The organism is Sphaerotilus natans, assembly GCF_900156335.1.
Taxonomy (GTDB): domain Bacteria; phylum Pseudomonadota; class Gammaproteobacteria; order Burkholderiales; family Burkholderiaceae_C; genus Sphaerotilus; species Sphaerotilus natans.
The window spans coordinates 83,552-101,596 of record NZ_FTMZ01000003.1 but is presented as its reverse complement, the minus strand read 5'-3'; the positions used below and the strand labels follow the sequence as shown (position 1 = coordinate 101,596).

At 72.9% G+C, this 18,045-nt stretch carries 7 protein-coding genes; 1 reads left to right on the top strand and 6 read right to left on the bottom strand.

Features of this window, described 5'->3' with window-relative positions; all coding sequences use genetic code 11:
- Nucleotides 1–2: 2 nt before the first annotated feature.
- The 3 genes from BW996_RS03720 to BW996_RS03710 all read right to left on the bottom strand — a co-directional run bounded on the left by BW996_RS03720 (nt 3) and on the right by BW996_RS03710 (nt 9,003).
- Nucleotides 3–3,362, bottom strand: coding sequence for a porin family protein (locus BW996_RS03720; RefSeq protein WP_139330731.1), 3,360 nt, complete (start codon nt 3,360–3,362; stop codon nt 3–5).
- Between the two features lie 50 nt (nt 3,363–3,412).
- Nucleotides 3,413–8,122: an SdrD B-like domain-containing protein gene (locus tag BW996_RS03715; protein WP_037478229.1), complete on the bottom strand. Its 4,710-nt coding sequence runs from the start codon at nt 8,120–8,122 to the stop codon at nt 3,413–3,415.
- 431 nt (nt 8,123–8,553) lie between these two features.
- A complete protein-coding gene (locus BW996_RS03710; protein ID WP_037478228.1) occupies nt 8,554–9,003 on the bottom strand; it encodes a hypothetical protein in 450 nt (149 codons plus the stop codon).
- Nucleotides 9,004–9,233: 230 nt separating this feature from the next.
- On the opposite strand from BW996_RS03710, the gene BW996_RS03705 reads away from it, so the two are divergent.
- Entirely contained in the window at nt 9,234–11,612 is a 2,379-nt protein-coding gene (locus BW996_RS03705) for a UvrD-helicase domain-containing protein (RefSeq protein ID WP_051631535.1), read from the top strand.
- Here BW996_RS03705 and BW996_RS03700 read toward each other — a convergent pair.
- From BW996_RS03700 to BW996_RS03690, 3 genes are read right to left on the bottom strand one after another with little or no spacing between them, the layout of a single operon-like run.
- Nucleotides 11,593–12,216 carry an SCO family protein gene (locus BW996_RS03700; RefSeq protein ID WP_139330730.1) on the bottom strand — a complete coding sequence of 208 codons (624 nt, stop codon included), beginning with the start codon at nt 12,214–12,216 and terminating at the stop codon, nt 11,593–11,595. The genes BW996_RS03705 and BW996_RS03700 overlap by 20 nt on opposite strands.
- A 10-nt stretch (nt 12,217–12,226) precedes the next feature.
- On the bottom strand, nt 12,227–12,679 hold the full coding sequence (locus BW996_RS03695; protein WP_076458641.1) for a hypothetical protein: 453 nt from the start codon (nt 12,677–12,679) through the stop codon (nt 12,227–12,229).
- Nucleotides 12,676–17,985, bottom strand: a complete 5,310-nt coding sequence (locus BW996_RS03690) for a discoidin domain-containing protein (RefSeq protein WP_051631532.1) — start codon at nt 17,983–17,985, stop codon at nt 12,676–12,678. The genes BW996_RS03695 and BW996_RS03690 overlap by 4 nt, the downstream gene beginning before the upstream one ends.
- Nucleotides 17,986–18,045: the final 60 nt, after the last annotated feature.

The window sequence follows — 18,045 nt, the reverse complement described above, 5'->3', positions numbered from 1 at the left end:
GGTCAGCGCGGCAGCGCGCGGTTCACGACCGGGTCGGCCCCGGCAAACAGGTCGGCGTCGAACTTGAAGCGCAGCCGCAGGTAGGCACCGCGCGCGGTGTAGTCGCTGGACAGGTCGCGGTCGCGGAAGCCGCTGGCGTTGTAGCCGGCCGACAGCCACAGGTTGGACTGCACCAGATAGCCCACCTCCACCCCGACCGAGCGCTGCCAGGACGCGCCGCTCTGGCCGCTGGCCTGACCGCGCATCAGGCTGAGCTGCAGCCCGAGGTCCCAGCGCTCGCTCAGGTCATGGATCAGCCGCCCGCTCGCCAGCCAGGCGCGGTAGCGGTCCTGCACCCCGCCTTCGGCCACCGGGAAGCGTTCGGACACCGTCTTGCCGGCCAGCCGGCCCGACGCCCACCAGGCCCGCGCAGGATGCACATTGGCCTGCACCGCGCCGACATGCACCCGGCGCCACTCCTCGGTGGCGTTGATGTTGTCCTCGACCTTGTATTCGTACTTGCCCAGCACGTCGATGCGGTTGTGGTCGACCGGCCGCCAGGCCAGACCGACCTGGAAGCGGTCCTGCCAGCCGTTGGCGCGCGCGCCGTGGTTGTCCGTGGCCAGGTAGTAGTTGCGCGCCAGCGCCGTCCAGTCGCGGTCGAGGCGGCGCACCGCGGTCAGCGTCGTCAGCCAGCTGTCCTGCGTGGTCAGCGCCGAGCTGCCGCTGGTCGTCGACGCACCGCGGGCCTCCAGCCGGCGCCACTCCAGGCGGCCGGAGAGCTTCCACCACTCGCTGTCGGTCCAGTCGGAGCCCAGCGTGGCGGCGGTGGCGTTCTGGCCGCTGCCGTCGAGAATGCGCAGCCGCTCCAGCCCGGTCGTCATCGCCCAGCCCGGACGCATCTGCCAGACATTGCGCACGCCGGTGGCGACCTGCGAGGCGCGGCCGTCGCTGGCGTCGCGCAGGCGGTATTCGCTGAAGACATCGCCGCCGGCCATGTAGCGGCCGTCGATGCCCAGCGCGATCGCCTGGCCGCGGCTGCTGGCGCCGTCGAGCGCATAGCGCGAGGACAGGCCGTCCTGATGCTCGGCACGCGCATACAGCCGCGCGCGCTCGGCCAGCTGGTAGCTGGTCGCCAGCTCGACGCGGTGACGGTCCTGGCCATCGACCGCCGCTTCGGCCAGGCCCTTGAGGGTCCAGCGATCGCTGGCCCGCCAGGTCGCGCCGGCAAAGGCGGTGGTGGTCTCCAGGTCGGGCACCGTGCCCGGCGCCGCGCCGCTGCCGTAGGACGCCAGCGCGCTGTTGGCATTGAGCAGCGTGGTGCTGCCGGCGCCGCTGAAGCCGCCGTCCGAGCCCGGCGCGTAATAGCTGCCCGCCGACGGATTGGCCGCCAGACCGGCCAGCGCGCCGCGCAGGCGGCCGGTCTCCTCGATGCGGCGCAGTCCGGCCCCGACGGTCAGCGTCGGGCTCAGGCGGTAGTCGGCGCCCAGGCTGGCGCCGCTGGCGCGCGCATCGGTGGCGGTGTCGCGGTCGCGCTGCAGCTCGACGCGCAGCGCCCAGTCCTCGCTGGCCTGCCAGCGCGCCGAGCCGCCGAGCTGCTCGCTGCCGGGCTGCACGCCGGCGGCGGTGTTGGCGAATGCCGCACCGGTGCGCGCCGCGCGCAGCCGCGCCTCCAGGCGCTCGCCGCGGTGCTGGACCTCGACGCGCGCGGCCCGGCCGGTGGCGGTGCCGCTCTCCGGCAGCACCGGCGCGCCGACCAGCGAGGTGCCGACCGCGGACAGTGCCGCCTCGGTCTGCGCGGCCTCGACGACCAGCTCGGTCGCCGCGCCCAGCTTCACGCCCGCATGCACGCTGGCGAGCCGGAACGGCGCCTGCGGATTGCGGTCCTCGACGATCGCGCCGCCCAGGCTGGCGCGCTCGCCCAGATTGATCTGACCATCGGCGCCGGCCAGCCAGAAGGCGTCTCCGCCCTGGTCGACCTCGTAGCTGATGCGCAGGTGGATCGGGTTGCCGTCGGCATCCTGGCTCGGGATCGGCCGGGTGAGCAGGATGCGGCCACTGAAGGGCTCGAAGCTGTAGTCGCTCAGCCGCACCAGCGTCGTCACCGACAGCACCGTGTTGAGGTTGTTGCGGTCGCGCACGATCAGCTGCACCTGCTCGCTGTTCTCGAGCGCCTGCGTGCCACTGACCGCAAACGGACCGCTGGTGCCGTTGGCGGCGATCTCCTCGGTGACCTGGCGCAGCGTGTCGCGGCTGGCGAAGAGATTGAGGAAGCCGTCGGTGCTCTCGCGGTGCAGCTTCACGCCGGTGAGCGTGCGCTGGTAGCTGCCGAGCTGGCGCAGCCGGGTGCCGGCCACCACCCCGCCGCCGGCCGCCGGCGTCACGCCCTCGCCGGCGGCGAAGTCGCCGTACATCACGAAGCTGCGGCCCTGGTCGACCCGCACATAGAGCTTCGAGGCGCTGCGCGCATCGAAGCCCTTGACGCTGGCGTCGCCGTAGACCGGATACCAGGCCTCGGGGCGGATGTCGCGCAGCAGCCGCGCGCGGGTGTCCTTGTCGGAGTCGTAGGCCAGCGTCAGCAGCCGGTCGCCGCGGATCTTGCCCTTCAGGAAGACGCTGGCCCGCAGCGCCGCGCGGCCGCGGCCACTGTCGAAGTCACGGCTCCAGTGGCGCAGCTCGGCCTCGAAGCCGTCGTCGACCCGCGCCGGCGACACCGCGCCGTCATAGCGCCGCGTGCTGCGACCGATGACGCCCTCGATCAGGCCGGCGGCGATCATCTCGCGCACATCCGGGTCAAAGCCGATGGTGCCGGCCACCTCGGCCTCGCCGGCGCTCAGGCGCAGCAGCACGTCCTCGGGCTGGGCCGGCGCGATCAGGCTGAAGCGCGCCTCGCCGCCGCTGACGCGCAGCTGCGTGCCGGGCACGCTGCGGTCGGCGTCGCGGCGGTCGGCGCCGCCCTCGTCGGTGCGGGCCTCGGGCAGCAGCAGCCGGGCGCCGCCGCGGTGCTCGACGGTGAGCAGCACCGGCTCGCGCAGCGGCCGGCCCTCGCGGTCGAAGACCCGCACGACGATCTCGACCGGCGTCACCCCGTCGGCCGGCGCGCCGGCGCCATGCACCTCGACCGCCAGCCGGCCGACGCGGGCATTGGCCGCGTACTGGCCGTCGAGCAGGATGCGCGGCGCGCCCGCCGGCTCGGGCAACGTGAACAGCGGGCGGTAGCGGCCCGGCGCCTCGCCGAGCGGATGCACCGGATCGACATCGACCTGGGCGCGGGCCAGGCCGGCGCTCAGGGCCAGGCCGGCGGCCAGCGCAGGCAGCGCATGCCGCACGGCAAGATGCAGCGGCTTCAGCAGCGGCGCGGGCGACGACAGGTTCGGAAGCATCGTGACAGTCGTGACAGATCGGTTCGTTCGGTCGGCGGGCAGCAGGCGGCTCATCGCGCACCCTCCTCGGCCGACGGCACGGTGGCGCCGGACGACGCCGGATTGACCGAGACCGGCTCGCGCAGCGTCTCGCGGGTCTCGGTGCGGGCGCCGGCGGCGCCGGCGGTGCCGACCGCCTGGCGCGGCTTGACCGCGCCGACCTCGCCCTGGCCGGCGGCCGTGCCGCGCTGGCGGGCGCTGTCGGTGGCCTGGGCCGGCGCGGTGACCGGCTTGCCATCGAACTTCAGCACCCGGCCGCCCTTCTTCTCGGTCTCGAGCGTCTGCGTCTCGCCACGGGCGCGGCGGGCCTTGACCTGCTCGAGCACGGTGTTGGAGCAGCTGCCCTCGATGAAGTCGGCCCGGTGCAGCTCGCCGCTCTTCAGATCGAGGAAGAGGCTGAAGGCGTCGCCCGCATTGCGGTTCGAGCTGGTGGTGAGCCGGCTGCCGCGCGGCAGCGTCGAGCCGTCGGCCACCATGACGGTGGTGCGCGGCGCCAAGCCGCAGACGCTGTACTTGCCCTCGACATCGCTGATCAGCGAGGTGCCGTCGTTCAGGTAGAAGCGCACGCCCGGAATGCCCGGCTCCTCAGGCCCCTGCACATGGTCATGGTTGCAGTCGACGAAGACGCGGCCGACCACGCAGGCCTCGGCGCCGAACACGCCGCCGGTGACGGTCACCCGGAACTGGCTGATGTTGGAGCACAGCGCATTGGCGCTGCTGCCGCAGACCGCGCCCGGCGTGCCGGTGGCCTGGGCGCGGTTGATGCCCGTGCCCTGCTGCGCGCCCACGCCGATGCGCACCCGGTAGCTCAGCGTGCTGCTGGCACCGGCCGCCAGCGCACCGATCTGGAAGCGCAGCACCGGCCCCGGTGCCCCGCTCGGATCGGCGATCTTCACGCCGCCCACCATCGCGGTGCCGGCGATGTAGCGGAAGCCCGCCGGCAGCGTGTCGATGATCTCGACCGCCGGCAGCGTCGCGCCGCCGCTGTCGGTGCGGCGCACCGCGATGCTGTAGCGCACCGAGTCGCCGATCTCCGCCTGCGTGCGGTCGCCGGTCTTGACCACCAGCAGCGTGCCGCTGCTCGAGGGATCGAGCGGGATGTGGTTGTTGATCACGTCCGGACCACTGGCCGGATCCAGGCGGATCGACAGGTAGTAGGCGGTCGACTCGCTGCCCGAGGGCGGCAGTGCCTGCGTCTGCACGGTGCAGACGCCGCCTGCAGCGCCGTTGGTGCAGCCAGTCGGCGGCACCAGCGTTCCAGCCTGCGCCGGGATCGAGCCGCTGGCAGCGTAGCCCGCAGTCGGCGTGACACGAAGCTGGTAGACGGCGGCGCCAGGGCAGCCCGATGGTGGCGGATTGATCAGCAGGAAGCTGTAGACGCCGGCCAGCGCGCCGCTGCCGGAGGTGCTGACCTGATTCGTGCCGCCGATCAGGCAGCCACCCGGCACCGCCTGACCACTGGCGTCGAGCAGTTCGACCCCCACGCCGCCGAGCGCCGCACGGCTGCTGCTGTCGTAGACGACGCCAGCCGGATCCAGCGGCAGGCTCTGGTTGATGCGGGTGGCACCTACCGGCACCACAACACCGCTGATCACACCGGAGGCGACGACGCCGGTCGAGGCGTCAGCGCTCGGGTCGTTGCCGCCGGCCGGATCCTTCGAGATCGGTCGGCCGTAGTAGGAGCCGGTGGACGGATCGCGGAAGCGGATGGTGTAGCTGCCCACCGACAGACCCTGCACTCGGTAGTCGCCGCTGGCGTCGGTCGTCGCGGTAGCGACCTGCGCGCCGGAGGCGTCGATCACCTCCACCCGAAGGCCGGCAACGCCGTGCTCGCCACTGCCCTGCACACGGTCATGGTCGGCGTCGAGCCAGGCCCGGCCACTGACCGAGCCGACACGGCGCACCGGCGTCGGATCCTGGTAGCTGTTGTTCGACTGCAGACGACTCGATAACTCACCACCGCCGCTGACCGAAACCCGGTTGACCGGCGCAGCGCTGCCACTGCACAGGCCGGAGGCGTCCGGCGTCGCGCAGGCCTCGGCCGAGACCGAGACATCGAGCGTGATCGCTGGCGCCTCGCTGCCGGCAGCCAGCACCAGGCTAGAGGTGCAGCTGGCGACGCTGGCACCGATGCGGGTAGCGCTACAGTCCCAACCAGTACCGATCGGCACCGACGCGACCGTCATGCCAGCAGGCAGCGTGTCGACGACGGTATAGCTCGCGTTGGTGGCCGAACTGGTCGAGGCATTGCGCACGACGATGGTGTAGCGACCGACTTGGCCCTCGACCAGGGTCGGCGGCGCATGCGACTTCGACACCGCCAGATCAGGTTCGACCAGCACGACCACCTCGACCGAGGTGCTGTTGTTGCTGGCATTGGTGTCGTTGGCGGCGCCGGTGGTGGCCGGCACGGTCAGCCGGCCGCTGGCCGGCGTGGTGGCGCCAATGTCGCAGACGATCGCCTGACCCGCGGCCAGGCTGGCCAGCGGCAGCATGACTGCCACGCCGCCGACCCGGCAGTTCGACGTGGTGGTGCCGGCGCCGCCGGCACAGGTGGCCTGCAGCGCGGCATCCGGGCCGGCGTTGGTGCAGGTCAGCGTGCCGGTGACGGGCGTGCCCGGCGCGGCGGTCGGCGGCACGCCGGTGATCGCGACCGACAGGTCGGCCGAGGTGGCCGAGGGCGTGACCGTCAGCGTCGCGGTGTCGCAGGACGTCGCGTTCGGCGCCGGTGCGCAGACCCGGTAGACCACGGTGCAGCTGCCGCTGGCCGGCACGTCGAAGGTGGCGGTGCCATCGGCCGAGACCGAGGCATTGGCACAGCTGCCGCCGATGCGCGAGAAGCTGCTGCCCGCCGGCCACTGGTCGTTGCCGCCGACCGGGCTGGTCTGGCCGGTCTGGCCCGGCGTGCGCGCGACCGCATCGTCGACCGCGTCGATCATCACCGCCTCCGCGGTGGTGGTGTTGTTGCTGGCGTTGCCGTCATTGCTGGCGCCGGTGGTGCCGGTGAAGGTGACCGGCGTGGCCGCATCGTCGGTGCCTCCTTGCGTGAAGGGCGCGGTGTAGTCGAAGGTGCAGGTGATGGCCGCACCGGCCGCCAGCGTCGTGGCACCCGCCGGGCTGCAGACGATGTTGCCGACGCTGCCGGCCGAGGCCGAGGGCTGGCAGATCGGCGCCTGCGCGGTGGTCGCGCTGGCGGCATTGGTGCAGGTCAGCGTCAGGCCAGTGGAGGTCTGGCCGGGGCCGAGCACCGTCGGCAGGCCGGTGAAGACCGGCGACAGGTCGGCCGCGGCCACCGTGATGGTGGCCACCGCGGTGTCGCAGACCGCCGGCACCACCGCCGGATTGGCGCAGGCCTGGTAGGTGACGCTGTAGACACCCGGCGCGGCGCCGGCCGGCACGCTGAACAGGCCGGTCGACGGATCGAAGCTGGAGCCGGCGGTAGGCGGGCTGACCGCGGCCAGCGAGACGGTGGCCAGGGTGGCGGCACTGCTGCCGCGGGCATCGTTGCCCAGCACCTGCAGCGAGGCGGCGCTGCCGACCGGCGTCGTCAGGCTCTCGTCGAGCGCGTCGATCAGCGGCGCGCTGGCGGTGGTGACATCGTTGGTCTTGTTGATGTCGCTGACCGAGCCGGTGGTGCCGGTGAAGACGACCTGGGTGGCGGCCTCGTCGGTGCCCCCCTGCGTGCCGGGGGCGGTGTAGCTGAAGGTGCAGGTGATCGACGCATCCGGCGCCACCGTGGCCGGCACCGCCGGGCTGCAGCTCAGCGCGCTGATGCTGCCGGTCGAGACCGTCGGCGCACAGCTGGTGGCCAGCGCGGCGACCGTCGCGCCCGGGTTGGAGCAGCTCAGCGTCAGGCCGGTGTAGGTCTGGCCCGGACGGATGACGGTGGGCAGGTTCGAGAAGACCGGCCGCACATCCGGATCGGGAATGCCGACCTGGATGCCGAACTGGCGCGACTCGATGAAGTTGCCCGGGCCGGCTGCCGACACCTCGATGCCGAAGCTGAACTCCAGCGACGTCTGGCCGGCCGGATAGATCGCCGACACCTGCACCGCCATGGTGTTGTTGAAGCCGGGATAGAAGGCATAGCCACCGGCGCCGAAGGCCGTGCAGCCCGCGTCGGTGCCGTTGGTGCAGACCACCGGACGGAAGGCCTGCCCGCCACCCAGACTGGTGCCGGGCTCGAGCTGCGAGCCGGGCAGCAGGGCCGCCGGCGTGCCGTGGAACTCGATGCGCTCGCGAAAGCCGCCGGTGGCGTGGTAGTTGTAGCCGTCGGTGTCCAGGCTGGTCATGTAGACCGGCACCGGCAGCGCCAGCGGCGTGCTGGTGCCCGGCGCGACGAAGGTCAGGCGGTAGCGCACCTGCGACACCGCACCGGCCGTCATGTCACCGCGCACCTCGCCGCCCAGATGGTCCTGCGGCCCGGTGGAATTGCTGCCGAAGCCGCTGCGCGGCGTGTCCGGCGTGGCGCTGCCCACCGCCGAGACGCGGGTGAACAGGATGTCGCGCATGTTCGAGCCCGAACCGATGCCGGGAAAGCGCCGGGTGCCATTGGTCAGGCAGCCGTCGGTCGAGCCCTCGCAGGTGGAGGTGGCCCAGTTCCACTCGAAGGCCGCTGCCCGCACGGGCAACGAAGCCAGCAGCAGCGCAGCCAGCAGCAGCGCGCCACCCGACAAGAGTCGCAGGAAAGAGCGGCGCCAGCCGCAGAAAGTCGCCAGCATGAGGTCAGCCTTGATTTCTGTTTCTTTTGATCCGGATCCGCCCTGCAGACCTTCCCGACAACACGTCGGGCAGGAATAGGTGAAAACCCTCGACGCCCAGAGAAGGACCGAGATTCCTTTCAAGGGATATCTCAGTCCGCGAGCCAGTCATTGCGCCGGGGCTCCACCAGGAGCGGCATGGCGCGAAGGCTAGCGTCTTCACCCTCACGCAGCATGTCGGCCACGAACTTGAGGCCTGATTCTGCTAAGAAATCACGTTTTCATGCAACCTGATTCGACAGCCAGCAACAGGATGCCAACACCGCCCTCAGCCGAACAAAACCGGTTGCATCGGGATCAGATATACGACCACTCCCACTTTGGAATGAACCGTACCAAGGTATCGTGAAATTCCTGAAATCCTGTTGCCGAGATTGTTGTCGAGATATTCGTCAGCGCGCTGGCGTGGCCAGATGCATCCACAGGGCGGCGCAGTCGGATTCGGTCGCGTCATAGCGCGGCATGGCGGGCGCGATGCGGCTGCCGTCGGCGCGGGCCCCCTCGCGCAGCAGCCGGCACAGGCCGGCCTGGCTGTCGACCCGGGTCAACAGGGTGCGAGGCAGCGCGGTGCCGCCGTGGCAGCGCACGCAGCGCGAGGCCTGGCCGTCAAGGCCGCGGGCCGCACCGGGCAGCCGGGCCTGCATCGCCCAGTCGCCCTGCCACAGCGCCCGGCCCTCGGCCTGCAGACGCTCGGCGCGGGCCTGCTCCGGCAGGGCAGCGCCCTCCAGCGGCACCGGCAGATCCGGCGTCGGCAGGTCCAGATGCAGCACGGTCATCAGCAGCAGCATCAGACCGCCCAGGAGCGTGAACAGCAGCAGGCGGCGCAGGTCGGAGGTGTTCATGGGGTGAAAAGGCGCGGGCGGATCGGGCGGTTGTTCGTGACCGATCGCACGGATCGGCCGGTGGCAGGCATGCTCTCAGCCCGCCGCCCGCCCGCCATCCCCCCGGCCGGGTCGCGCCGCCACACGGGAATCCGGGGCGGCGCGACCGGGAACGCCGGCGTTCTTCGCCCTCGTTCAGCTCGGGCGGCCCACGAGGCCGATGACCAGGGGGCGCCCCGTAGAATTCCGCGATGCTTCCGTCGTCCTCGCCCGTCCCGGCCACGCTGCCGCCCGAATCCCGCCTGCTGGCGAACCTCAACCCGGAACAGCTCGCCGCGGTGACGCTGCCGGCCGATCCCGCGCTGATCCTGGCCGGCGCCGGCTCCGGCAAGACCCGCGTGCTGACCACCCGCATCGCCTGGCTGCTGCAGACCGGCCAGGTCTCGCCCGGCGGCCTGATGGCGGTGACCTTCACCAACAAGGCCGCCAAGGAGATGCTCACGCGCCTGTCGGCGATGCTGCCCTTCAACGTGCGCGGCATGTGGATCGGCACCTTCCACGGCCTGTGCAACCGCTTCCTGCGCGCGCACTGGAAGCAGGCCAACCTGCCGCAGACCTTCCAGATCCTCGACGCGGGCGATGCCGTCAGCGCCGTCAAGCGGGTGATCCGCGCGATGCAGCTCGACGAGGAGCGCTTCGTGCCCAAGCAGGTCGCCTGGTTCATCGCCGGCGCCAAGGAGGACGGTCTGCGCCCGAAGGACATCGAGGTGCGCGACGCGCAGACGCAGAAGCTCGCCGAGATCTACCAGGCCTACGAGGACCAGTGCCAGCGCGAAGGCGTGGTCGACTTCGCCGAGCTGATGCTGCGCAGCTTCGAGCTGCTGCGTGACGACGCGCACCTGCGCGCGCACTACCGCGCGCGCTTCCGCCACATCCTCGTCGACGAGTTCCAGGACACCAATCGGCTGCAGTACGCCTGGCTGAAGATGTTCGCGGCGCTGCCGGGGGAGCGCGACGCCCTGGGCGAGGCGGCCACCGGCGCGATCTTCGCCGTCGGCGACGACGACCAGAGCATCTACGCCTTCCGGGGTGCGCGCGTGGGCAACATGGCCGACTTCGAGCGCGAGTACCGGGTGCGCCACCAGATCAAGCTCGAGCGCAACTACCGCTCCTTCGGCAACATTCTCGACGCGGCCAACGCGCTGATCGAGCACAACACCGGCAGGCTGGGCAAGAACCTGCGCACCGAGGCGGGCCCCGGCGAGCCGGTGCGGGTGCACGAGGCGCCCAGCGACTTCGCCGAGGCGCAGTGGGTGCTCGAGCAGGCCGAGCAGCTGCACCGCGCCGGCACCGCGCGCGCCGAGATCGCCATCCTCTACCGCAGCAACGCGCAGTCGCGCGTCATCGAGACGACGCTGTTCAACGCCGGCGTGCCCTACCGCGTCCACGGCGGCCTGCGCTTCTTCGAGCGCGCCGAGATCAAGCACGCGCTGGCCTACCTGCGCCTGATCGAGAACCCGGACGACGACACCAGCTTCCTGCGGGTGGTGAACTTTCCGGCGCGCGGCATCGGCGCGCGCTCGGTCGAGCAGCTGCAGGACATCGCGCGCGCCACCGGGCGCAGCCTGCACCAGTCGGTGGGCGCGCTGGGCGGGGCGGCGGGCGCCAAGATGGCGAACTTCGCCCGCCTGATCGCCGGCCTGCGCGAGGACACCCGCGGGCGCACGCTGCGCGAGATCATCGAGCATGTGCTCGGCGCCAGCGGCCTGATCGACTTCTACCGCGCCGAGCGCGAAGGCCAGGACCGGGTCGAGAACCTGGAGGAGCTGGTCAACGCCGCCGAATCCTTCGTGACGGTGGAGGGCTTCGGCCGCGAGGTGGTGGCGCTGCCGGTCGACGAGACCGCCGGCCTGCTGCCGGATGCCGACACCGGCGAGATCATCTCGCCGCTGGCCGCCTTCCTGACCCACGCCGCGCTGGAGGCCGGCGACAACCAGGCCCAGGCCGGCCAGGACGCCATCCAGATGATGACGGTGCACGCCGCCAAGGGGCTGGAGTTCGACGCGGTCTTCATCACCGGGCTGGAGGAGAGCCTGTTCCCGCACGAGAACGCCGCCGCCGAGCCCGACGGGCTGGAGGAGGAGCGCCGGCTGATGTACGTGGCCATCACCCGCGCGCGCCAGCGCCTGCACCTGAGCTTCAGCCAGACGCGCATGCTGCACGGCCAGACCCGCTACCACGCCCGCAGCCGCTTCTTGGCCGAGCTGCCCGACGCGGCGCTGAAGTGGCTGACGCCGAAGGAAGGCGGGTTCGGCGGCGGGTTCTCCAGCGGCTTTGGCGGCGGCTTCGGCCGGGGCGGCAGCTTCGGGGGGGGCTACGGCGGCGGCTCATCGGGCTTCGCTCGCAGCGCGGCGCCGGCCCCGGCCCCGCTGCCCCCGCGGCGCGATCCCGACCCCAGCGGCCAGGGCCTGCGCAAGGGCCTGCGCGTCTTCCACACCAAGTTCGGCGAAGGCGTGGTGCTGGCGCTGGAGGGCAGCGGCGCCGACGCCCGCGCCCAGGTCAGCTTCGGCCGTCACGGCACCAAGTGGCTGGCGCTGTCGGTGGCCAAGCTCACGCCGATCGACGACTGACACCCGCCACGCCGCGCAGCGCCGTGACGATCGCGGCCGGATCGGCCAGCTCGGCGGTGCGAAAGGCCAGCCGCCCGGCCGCGTCGATCACGAAGACCTGCGAGGTGTGGCGATCCGGCCCGCGGCTGCTGCGGCCGCGCAGCCGGTCGAGCAGCAGATCCGCCTCGGCCAGCGCCGGCACGCCGGCCAGCCAGCGGGCGCCGGCGCCGTGACGCTGCCGCCAGGCCGCGAGCGCGCGGGCATCGTCGCCCAGCGGGTCGATGCTGACCGACAGCAGCTGCCAAGGCAGCGGCGGGGTGGAGGTGGACAGCTGCGCCTGCGTCTGCGCGAACAGCGCGCCCTGCAGCGGGCAGACCGAGCTGCAGCCGGTGAACATCAGCTGCAGCGCGGTCACCCGGCCCCGCAGCAGAGGCGCCAGCGCCACGCGGCGGCCGTCATGCAGCGTCAGCACGAGATCGGGCAGCGGCTGCGGCGGGGTGAGCGGACCCAGCTCGCCATGCGCCTGTGCCGGCGCGCCGGCCACCCACCCGGCGGTCCCGGCCGCCAGTGCGCCCAGGCCGCGCAGCCAGGCGCGGCGTGTCATCGGGGCGGGCTGCGTTCTCATCGACAGCTCCTCATCGCGTGATCCTCGGCGCGTCGCCATCAGATGCCACCAGATGCCGCCACAGCGCGGCACAGTCATGATCGTCGATGCGGTAGCGCGGCATCTCGCGCGGCAGCAGCACTGCGGCCGGATCGATGCCGGTGCGCAGCAGCCGGCAGAAGGCCTGCTCGTCATAGACCGACGGCGGCCCGCCACGCCGCGCCAGCGGCCGGGTCAACGTGGCGGCATCGAGCCGGGGCGCCCCGCCCGGCGCCGCGCCGGGGCCGCCGCCATGGCAGTTGATGCAGCGCAGCGCCGCCGCCGGCATCGCCTGCGCATGCCCGGCGATCTGGCCGGCCAGCGGCCGCTCGCCGCGCCACAGCGCCTCGCCGTGCGTGCGGGCGACCGCCTGCGGCGTGGCCGCCGCCGGCAGGGCGGCCGACAGAGCCATCAGCGTCGCCACCATCGCGGACACCCCGTTCATGGCGCGGCGGTGTACAGGACGCCGATCGCGTCGAGGTACTGCGCCGAGCGGCCGGTGAAGCCGACGATGCGCTGCCCCGCCGGCACGGTGAACGAGAAGCTCGTGACCCGGCTGAAGCCCCGGCTCAGGCCGTAGGGGCCGAGCACCCGGCCGGTGCTGGTGACGAAGCTCAGCTTCGAGACCAGACGGCCGTCGCCGATCTCGCCGCGCACGCCCACCAGCGTCTCGCCGCTGGCCAGCGTGAAGCTCGAGCGGCCGCCGCCGGTGCCGCTGCGCCACGGCAGCGCCGACGGCGTCGCCTGGGCCTGCAGCCCGTCGATCCACCAGCCAGCATTGATCGTCACTCCGGTCAGGCGCTGTCCCGCGGCCACCGGATCGGTGAAAGGCGTGCCGCCGGTGCCGCCGAACAGCGGCGAGGCCTGCACCGCGGGCGGCGCCACCGGCGGGGTCGGCGCGCTGGCCTCCTCGCGGCCGATCTGCGGCAGGTAGGCCACCAGCGCCGCGGTCTCGGCCGGCGTCAGCGTCACGCCGCGGTGCGCGGTCAGGGCCTCGGCCAGCGTCGCGGCCCGGCCGTCGTGCAGATAGGGTGCGGTCGCCCAGACATCGCGCAGCGTCGGCACGTCGATGCCGGCCAGCGCCCCGCCCAGACGCTGCCCGCTCGACGGCAGCAGCGTGCCGATGTCCATCAGGCTGCCGCTCGTGCTGCTGGCGGTGAACGCGGCTCCACCGTGGCACTGCGCGCAGTTCTTGGTGGCAAAGACCTGGCGGCCGAGCTGCGCATCGGCAGTGAGCGCACCGTCGGCGGCGCGCAGCGGGCTCGGGTCGGCGCTCGAGAGCGAGCCGACATAGGCCGCAAGCGCATCCAGATCGGCGCTGACGCCGGTCTTGCGGTCGCCCAGCGTCTGGTTGCGGCTGCCGGTGGCGAACTGCGCGTCCGTCATCAGGCCGGTGCCGAGCTGCAGCGTGCGGATCTGGTGCTCGAAGTCCTGCACCTCGTCGAAGTTGGCGCTCCAGTGCAGCCGCCCCTGGGCACCGGCGCGGCCGCGCAGGCTCGGGGTGTTGCGCAGGCCTTCGCCCAGGCTGGTGAAGTCCCAGGTGCGGCCGTCGTGGCTGCCGTCGTGGTGGCAGGCGGCGCAGCTGATGTAGCCGTCGCGCGCCAGCCGCGGATCGCGGGCATCGTAGAAGAGCTGCTTGCCGCGCAGCACCGGCGCCGGCAGCACCTCGGCCGCGGTGGCGGCCATCGCCTGCAGCTGCGGCAGCACCGGCTCGCCGCGCTGCAGCAGCGGGCGCAGGTCATGCACGCCGATGCTGCGGTCCAGGAAGTTCTGCACATAGAGCGTCAGACCATCGGGCGACAGCGCCAGCCCCTGCGGGGCCCGTCCGGCATCGACGCGCAGCAGCTCGCGCCGCCCGGCCGGATCGACCACCGCGATCTGCCGGCTGGCCTCCAGCGCGACGAAGAGATAGCCGCCGCTCGGGTGGAAGACCGCCGCGCTGGCCACGCCGCCGTTGTCATGGTCGATGCGCGCGCCGGTGTCCTCGCTGAAGCTGCCCAGGTCGATGCGCGAGCTGACCGCACGCAGCGTGCTCTCGAAGGTCAGCGGCTGACCGTCGCGCAGCGCGCCGCGGCGCAGATTGTCCTGCTTGGACGGCAGCCAGGCGCTGCGGCCGTCGGGCGCGATGACCGGCGCGCCGAGATAGTTCGGAATGCCGCGGGCGCCCACCGTGGTGTCGGGCCGCTCGCTGTGGCGCAGCCAGACGGTCGACTGGCGCGCCAGCGTGGCCGCGTCCAGCACCGCCACCTCGCCGCCGCCGCGGGTGGTGTCCACCGTCGCCGTGCCTTCGCCCGGCAGCGGCGGCGAGATGAAGCGCGCCGCCAGCAGCCGGCGGCCGTCGGCCTGCAGCGCCAGATGGCGCATGTGCAGGCCGACCTCGGCGCTGGCCTGCACCGCGCCGGCCGCCGACAGCCGCAGCACCCGCCCGGCCGCCTCCAGCGTGACCCAGGCCTGGCCGTCGGCGCCGATCACCAGGCCGTAGGGCTGCGACGCGCGCGGCAGCGCCAGCGTCTGCACCACCGCCAGCGTCGTCGGCGAGACGATGCTGATCGTCGCCGCGTCGCGGTTGACCACCCAGATGCGGCCATCCGGCGCCAGCGCCAGCGTGCGCGGCGCCGCCCCGGTGGCGATCGTGGCCAGCCGGCTGTTCGTCGCCAGGTCGAAGACGCTGACGCTGCCGTGGTCGGGATTGACCGCCCAGAGCCGTGCCGGCGCGCCGCTGCGCGTCTCCACCGCCAGCGGCGAGGACGAACGCCCCGCCTGCCCGACCACCGCGCCCTGCACCACCTGCCAGAACGAGCGGGTCGTCGTGCGGCCGTCCGTGGTGCGCAGCGTCACCGTCACGGTGTAGACACCCGGCGCCGCATAGCTGCGGCTGGCCGAGGCCGAGTCCGACCAGGCGCCCGGCGCCGAGCCATCGCCGAAATCCCACTGGTACTGGTAGCGGCCGGCGACCGAAGGCTGCGCCGTCCACGACACCGCCGTGCCGGCGACGACCGGCGCGACGGTGATCGGCTGCAGCGTCGGCAGCGTCACCGGCGGCGGCAGGTCCGGCGCCGGGCGGCCGTGCACCTCCACCTCGGCGAGCTGCAGGAAATTCGTGCCGGCGAGCTGCACCCGCACGAAGCGGCCGCGTGCGCCGGCGGCCTCCAGCCGCAGCGCGCGCGGTGCGCCGCCGGCGACGCTCTGGCGCCAGACCGTCGGATCGGCCAGCAGCTGCGCCAGCGTGCGCCCGCCCATCGGCGTGGCCGAGACGAAGACATGGAAGTTCGTCAGCCGGTCGGCGCAGCAGTCGCTGCGGTTCCAGAGCCGGATCGCGTGCAGGTCATGGGCGAGGCCGAGATCGACCTCCCACCAGGCCCCCGCCTCGCTCAGGGTGTGGGTGACCGAGCCGGCGCCCCAGTTGCCGTCGGTGTTGCCGTCGACCGCACGCGCCGCCGCCCCCGCCTCGTACTGCGAGGACTGGCTGGCGCTGCGGCCGCGGGCAACGCTGGTCTCGAAGTGAATCACCTTCTCGTCGGCGGCGGCGCCGAGCGTGGCGAAGTCGCCGCTGGCCACCGGGGCGCTCCAGGTGCTGCCGTCAGCGCTGAGCAGCACCCGGTAGCGGCCGATGGTGCCGTTGGGCGAGCCGGTGCGCGGGCGGTAGCGCAGGCCGGTGACCTCCGCGCCCTGCTTCAGGTCGATCTCGATCCAGTGCGGCAGCGGCCGGTTCGTCGCGCTCCATTCGGTGTGCCAGATCGTCGCCGGATTGCCGTCGAGCACGTTCGCCGCCGCGCCGTTCTCGCCGGCGGTCTCGGCGCTGTCGGCGCGCGCGCTCCAGCCGGTGCGCGGCAGGCTGCGGCCGTCGGCGCCGAGCAGCTCGATCTCCGCCGCCGACGACCACGGGTTGCCGTTGACCTCCGACAGCGCCTCCAGCCGCACGAAGCGGGTCGCGCGCGGATCGCCGACACGCCAGACAAAATCGGTCGAGACGGTGCGGCTGGCACCGGTGCCGGTGGCGGCGGTGACGAAGACCGAGACCCGGAAGGTGCCGGCCACCGTCGGCGTGCCGCGGATGCGGCCGCTGGCGGCGTCGATCGTCACGCCGTCGGGCAGGCCGCTGGCGCGCCAGGTGGCCACCGTGCCGGCCGGCAGCGTCAGCCGCGGTGCGAAGTCCACCGCCGCGCCGACCGCCGCGCTCTGGTCGGCCACCGGCGCGATCGCCGGGCTGCCGTCGAGCGTCAGATGCAGCCGGATCGACACCGAGGGCGTGCCGGCGGCATTCAGCGCAAACAGCATCCAGTGGCCCGGCAGCGCCAGGCCCGGATTGCTCGGCATGTCCACCGCATAGCGGTTGCCGCCCAGCGCACGGAAATTCAGCGGCAGGCGGCGCTGGTCGTTGTTGACGGTGTGCGTGGTCGAGGACAGGCGCACGATCGAGAAGGCCTCGACCGGGCTGTCGGTCTGCACCTCGACCACCTCGCCATGACCGGCGCGCTCGGGCGCGCGCTGGATGAGCGGCCGGATCGCGACGCTGCCATCGGCATTGAACAGATAGGGCGGGCTGAGGATCTGCAGGTCCGGATGATTGGCCGCGCAGCCCGCGCCGCACAGCCCGCCGCCGGCCGACAGCACCCGGCCATCGGGCAGCAGCAGCGCGATGCTGTGGTAGTTGCGCGGCACGCTCATCGCCGGCAGCGTCGCGAAGGTCTCGGTCTGCGGATCCCAGATCTCGGGCGCCAGCACCGCGTTGGCATCCGAGAAGCCGACCGCGTAGGTCTGCCCGCCCAGGATCACCACCCGGCCGTCCGGCAGCACCACGCTGTTGTGGAAGGCGCGCCGGTAGGCCATCGGCGCGACTTTCCGCACCGTCGCCCCGCCGGCCAGGTCGATCACGTAGGTGTTGGCATTGGCCTGCACGCTGTCGTAGCCGGGGCCGCCGCCGGTCTTGAGCACCCGGCCGGCGTCATACATCACCGTGGTGCCGCTGACGCTGAACTCGTCGTCGCCACGGCGCCCGGCGGGCTCGACCGCGCCGGTGCCGGTCGGATCGATCCAGTGCATGTTGACGCCGGGGCCGGCGTGAAAGACCCGCCCGTTGCCGGCCGGGATCAGCCAGAAATGCGAGTCGCCGCCGAAGTTGCGCGACGGATCGGGCGACAGGAAGGAGTCGATCGGCACGCCGCTCAGCCGCCGCCAGCCGCCCGCCTCGGTCCAGACCTCGCCGTGCTTGTTGCCGACGCCGCCGCTCCACGAGCCGCCCAGCGTCAGCACGCTGCCGTCGGCCAGCAGCGTGTTGGCCTGGTAGCCGCGCGGAATGTTCATCGTCGCGCCGCTGCGCCAGGTGCCGGTGGCCGGGTCGAAGATCGAGGTCCGGGCCGAGTCCAGCCCGCCGTTGACCAGCAGCCGGCCGTCGGCCAGGTTGGTGGTGCCGGGGCAGAACATGTCGTGGCCGGTCTCGGTGACCAGCCGCTCGGCGACCGCGCCGCTGACCGGATCGAAGGTCAGCGTGTAGGTGCGCCCGGCCCCGCCGAAGCTGAACTTCTCCTCGGCCGACCACATCAGCACCCGCCCGTCGGGCAGATTGGCCGCCGACACCGGCACCAGCGGCAGCGTGCGCACCGCCGACCAGCGCGCCCGCGCCGGATCGATCGCCATCGTGCGCGCACGCGGCGCGCCCACCTCGGTGGCGGCCGGCGAGGCGCCCGTCGGGGTGGACGAGGCTTCCTCGTCCGAGCCCCAGCAGCCCGCCAGCAGCAGCGTGATCGCCAAGGCCGACAGGGCGCCGAGACGGTGGAATCGGGCAGGGCCCGGGCGACCGGAACGGACACC